This window comes from Pedobacter sp. ASV12, assembly GCF_016429155.1.
Classification (GTDB): domain Bacteria; phylum Bacteroidota; class Bacteroidia; order Sphingobacteriales; family Sphingobacteriaceae; genus Pedobacter.
Genome location: NZ_JAELUC010000141.1, coordinates 1 through 5,045, shown reverse-complemented (window position 1 = coordinate 5,045; position 5,045 = coordinate 1). Strand labels below are relative to the sequence as shown.

Below are 5,045 nucleotides of genomic sequence, written 5' to 3'. Positions count from 1 at the left end.
CCCCCCCCCCCCCCCCCCCCCCCCCCCCCCCCCCCCCCCCCCCCCCTTTTAGATGTGTATAAGAGACAGCACCTGGAGAGCAAACCCCTTTTAAAGAGGTGAAAAAATTATTGCCAGGCCATTATATCAAAGTAAATACGAATGACATTGCCTCGCTAACCATAAGTAAATATTACGATATACCTTTTGACGGTATTTATTCTAATAAAACCGAGAAAGAATTGATCGATGAACTTGATCAGTTACTCGAGAAGGCAGTAGAAAGACAATTGCTTTCAGATGTGCCGGTAGGGTATTTTTTATCGGGCGGAGTTGATTCTAGTTTAATCGTTGCCTATGGTCGAAAGTTAAACCCCAATCAGGAAATTAATTGCTTTACTATTGATTCGGAAGAGATTGCTAGCTCTGAAGGATTTTCCAGTGATTTAAAATATGCAAAAATTGTTGCAGATCATCTCCAGGTAAAACTCAATATTGTTAAGGCTGACATTGAAATAGTCAGAGATTTTGATAAAATGATTTACCATTTGGATGAGCCACAGGCTGATGCCGCCCCCCTAAATGTTTTGAATATCTGCAGAGAGGCTAGGAACATGGGCTATAAAGTGCTTTTGGGCGGTACAGCTGGCGATGATCTTTTTTCAGGCTATCGTAGACACATGACTTTAAAGTTTGAGCGATATTACCGCTTTATTCCAAGATGGCTGGGTAAGCTTTTGAAGAAAGGGGCATCAAAATTGAACGCTAATGTAACGGTAAACAGGAGAATAAAAAAAGCATTAGAAAATATCGATAAGACCATTCTTCAAAGAATGGTTGGATATTTTAGTTGGATCCCTTGGGAGATTAACCGATCACTTTTCAATAAAAAGGCCCAAGCCGAAATCGGCACATTTAGGCCAGAACGCTATTTATTAGACCTTTTAAACCGTATTCCGAACGAACATTCGAATCTGAATAAGATGTTATATTGGGAAATGAAAACGTTCTTGGTAGATCATAATTTAAACTATACCGATAAACTAAGCATGGCAACCGGGGTTGAAACCAGGGTACCATTTCTAGATGTGGAGCTTGTAAAATTTAGCACTAAAATTCCGCCCAGTTTAAAACTAAAGGGTAAGACGGCTAAATATTTATTGAAAAAAGTTGCAGAAAGATATCTTCCGCACGAAGTAATCTATCGTTCAAAAGCGGGTTTTGGAGCTCCGGTAAGAAAATGGATTACGGAAGATATGGATGAAATGATTCAAAATAGGCTTTCTAGAGAAAATATTAACAGGATAGGAATATTTAACGCCGATTCTATACATGAGCTGATTGATAAAAACAAAAAGGGAAAAATCGATGCATCCTATACAATTTGGAGCCTTTTGGCAATCGACTCATGGCATTCACAATTTATAGCTGCAAAAAAGTAATGAAACAAATTATACAATCATTCAAAACAGGCGAAACCATACTGGAAGAAATTCCAGCACCACAAGTAAGGAAAGGTGCGGTCTTAATCCAGACAACGCGCTCACTAGTTTCGCTGGGTACAGAACGAATGCTGGTGGAATTTGGCAAATCAAATCTATTGTCGAAGGCCCGCCAGCAGCCAGATAAAGTAAAGCAGGTTTTAGACAAGATCAAAACGGATGGATTAATGCCTACTTTAGAAGCTGTATTCAATAAGTTGGGCGAGCCACTTCCTTTGGGCTATTGCAATGTAGGCCGGGTAATTGCCGTTGGCGAAGGCGTTAATGAGTTTAAAGTTGGCGATCGTGTGGCCTCGAATGGTCAACATGCCGAATTTGTGTCGATTCCCAAAAATCTAGTGGCCCATATTCCCGATAATGTAAGTGATGAAGAAGCAACATTTACAGTGATAGGCTCCATAGGGTTGCAAGGCATTAGGCTGCTTAATCCTACGCTGGGAGAAACGGTGGTTGTGATTGGCATGGGGTTGATCGGTTTAATCACCGCTCAACTATTAATCGCAAATGGTTGTAAAGTAGTTGGTGTTGATATAGATGAAGAAAAATTAAGCCTTAGCAAAAAGTGGGGTGTTATTCCATTTAACCCAAAAAATGGCGATCCAATAAAGTTTGTAGAAGCCCAAACACAGGGTATCGGTTGCGATGGAGTAATTATTACGGCATCAGCCAAAACTGATGAGATTATTTCACAAGCCGCGAAAATGAGCAGAAAGCGTGGCAGGATTATTTTGGTGGGGGTTATTGGCCTAAATTTAAGCAGGGCGGAATTCTACGAAAAAGAGCTTAGCTTTCAGGTTTCTTGTTCTTACGGACCAGGGAGATACGATGAAAATTATGAACAAAGGGGGCAAGACTATCCGTTGCCTTTTGTAAGGTGGACAGAAAAGAGAAACTTTGAAGCCATACTGCAAGCCATTTCTTCCCATAAACTATTAGTAAGGGAAATGATTACCGAGCTTGTTCCACTAGCTGATTTTAATGTCATCTATGGCGATATTGGCAGTAGGAGGTCAATCGCCTCGATTTTGAAATACAATGAAGATACTAATCTAAACCCAAGCGAAACCGTAGCGATTACAAATTCAAGCTTCAAAGGGTCAAAGGGAATAATTGGTATTATTGGCTCAGGTAATTTCACGAAGATGACGATGTTGCCGGCTTTGAAAAATAGCGGAGCAGGTTATAAATACATTGCCAGTGCGGGCGGAGTTAGTGGTACTGCACTAGCCAAAAAATACGGTTTTGCATTGTCTACCACCAATTATCGGGAAATTTTAAAAGATGACGAGGTTGATCTCGTATTGATTACAACGAGGCATGATAAGCATGCGGCCATGGCGCAAGAAGTATTGCAAGCTAATAAGCATGTGTTTGTAGAAAAGCCCTTGGCACTTAACAACGATCAGTTGAACGGCATTATTGCTGCTAAACAAAATGCTTCGGGACACAGTACCCTTACCATAGGCTTTAACAGGCGCTTCTCGCCTCATTCGGTTAAGGTTAAAAACATCATTGGCAATGCGCCGATCAATGTAATTGCAACCATGAACGCCGGATTTATTCCAGACAACGTTTGGGTACACGATATGAATGTAGGCGGTGGAAGGATTATTGGAGAAGCTTGCCATTTTATCGATCTCATTACTTATTTTACAGGAAGTAAGGTCAAGTCAGTTTGTATGAATGCCATGGGAGTTAATCCTAATGAAAATACAGACAATGCTTCTATTCTGCTTAAATATGAGAATGGCTCTACGGGTGTAATCAATTATTTTGCAAACGGATCAAAGGCATATGCCAAAGAACGTATTGAAGTTTATACCCAAGAAAGGACGGCCATCATCGATAACTTTAGGATAACCACAGGCTATGGTTTTAAGGGCTTTTCTAAATTGAAGACAAGTTTAGATAAGGGACATAAGAATCAATTCCAGCTCTTAATAGATCGTGTAAAAAATGGGGGCGAAGCGTTAATTCCTTTTGATGAGCTTATCAATACAACCAAGGCCTCTTTTGCGGCTATAAGCAGCCTTAAGGAAGGAAAGTGGATAGATATCATTTAAATCAATAACTCATGTTAATAACGATAATTGCAGGGGCCCGTCCAAACTTCATGAAGATAGCCCCAATTATACATGCTATACAAAGGGCAAAAAGCAAAGGAAATGATATCGATTTCCGATTAGTGCATACAGGTCAGCATTTTGATAAAAAAATGTCGGGAGACTTTTTTGAGCAATTGGAAATTCCAGAGCCACATGCAAACTTAGAAGCCGGGGGCGGATCGCAGGCAGAACAGACCGGGGCAATCATGATCAGGTTTGAGCAGGAGCTGCTGGCAAACCCTACAGATTTAGTGTTAGTAGTGGGAGATGTAACCTCAACAATGGCCTGTGCCATTACAGCTCAAAAACTAAAAACCCCTGTTGCCCATGTAGAAGCAGGTATACGTTCAGGTGATTGGACCATGCCAGAAGAGATTAACAGGCTGGTAACCGATAGCATAACCAATTATTTCTTTACTACCTCAGAAATTGCTAATGCCAATTTGGAAGAGGCTGGTGTAGAAAAAAAACGCATTTTCTTTGTAGGCAATACCATGATCGATACCCTGTTGAAAAACAGAAGTCGATTTATAGAACCTTCCATTTGGGAAGAGGCGAAACTTACAGCGAAAAACTATATCGTTCTCACATTGCATAGGCCTGCAAATGTAGATCAAGAACAGCAATTAAAAGAATTAATGACCGAAATCATTAATCATAGTAATGGAGTGCCTATTGTATTTCCTGTGCATCCTCGTACAGCAAAAAACCTGCGAGGATTAGGCATAGAGGCGCCAAACTTGTATTTTGTCGAACCTCTTAGCTATCTTGAATTTAATTATTTGGTAGAACGGGCAAAATTAGTCGTAACAGACTCTGGAGGCATTACCGAAGAAACAACAGTAATGGGAGTGCCATGTATTACACTTCGTAATAATACAGAGCGTCCGGAAACCATAACCATCGGAACAAATGAATTAATAGGTACAAATCCAAAGGCGATACAACCTGCTTTCGAAAGATTATTTAAAGGCGAGTGGAAAAAAGGTGGCATTCCGACATTATGGGATGGTAAAACCGCCGAAAGAATCGTAGCGCATTTAATGGACATTTCTAAGTCATAGAATGGCAATGGGGAAAATTAAAAAGATTGTTCAGTTGGTAAGAAACATGGGGCTGCGATATATTATCTTCAGGTCTGGTTTTGAATTAAAAAAAAGAACAGGAATATTAAAAAATAAATTCCCTACGAATCCGTCGGTGAAACCCTTCTATACTTTGGCCAGTTGGAAGGCAGAAAATCATGCTTTTTTTTTCGAGCGCAAAGAGAGTCTAAACTCTGTCTCTTATACACATCTGACGCTGCCGACGAACCACGACATGCGTGGGTAGAGGTGGGTGGTGGCCGAGTAAAAAAAGGGGGGGGGGGGGGGGGGGGGGGGGGGGGGGGGGGGGGGGGGGGGGGGGGGGGGGGGGGGGGGGGGGGGGGGGGGGGGGGGGGGGGGGGGGGGGGGGGGGG

Annotated in this window: 3 protein-coding genes; all 3 read left to right on the top strand. The window is 41.7% G+C overall.

What is annotated here, in order from left to right; genetic code table 11:
* Nucleotides 1–98: 98 nt before the first annotated feature.
* Genes JHD69_RS19030 through wecB form a run of 3 tightly spaced genes read left to right on the top strand, consistent with a single transcriptional unit; the run spans nucleotide 99 to nucleotide 4,650 of the window.
* Nucleotides 99–1,421 (top strand): asparagine synthetase B family protein, encoded by a 1,323-nt coding sequence (locus JHD69_RS19030; RefSeq protein ID WP_199141923.1) that lies wholly within the window; start codon nucleotides 99–101, stop codon nucleotides 1,419–1,421.
* Nucleotides 1,421–3,544 carry a bi-domain-containing oxidoreductase gene (locus JHD69_RS19025; RefSeq protein ID WP_199141922.1) on the top strand — a complete coding sequence of 708 codons (2,124 nt, stop codon included), beginning with the start codon at nucleotides 1,421–1,423 and terminating at the stop codon, nucleotides 3,542–3,544. The genes JHD69_RS19030 and JHD69_RS19025 overlap by 1 nt, the downstream gene beginning before the upstream one ends.
* A gap of 11 nt (nucleotides 3,545–3,555) precedes the next feature.
* On the top strand, nucleotides 3,556–4,650 hold the full coding sequence (gene wecB, locus JHD69_RS19020; RefSeq protein ID WP_199141921.1) for a non-hydrolyzing UDP-N-acetylglucosamine 2-epimerase: 1,095 nt from the start codon (nucleotides 3,556–3,558) through the stop codon (nucleotides 4,648–4,650).
* Nucleotides 4,651–5,045 lie beyond the last annotated feature (395 nt).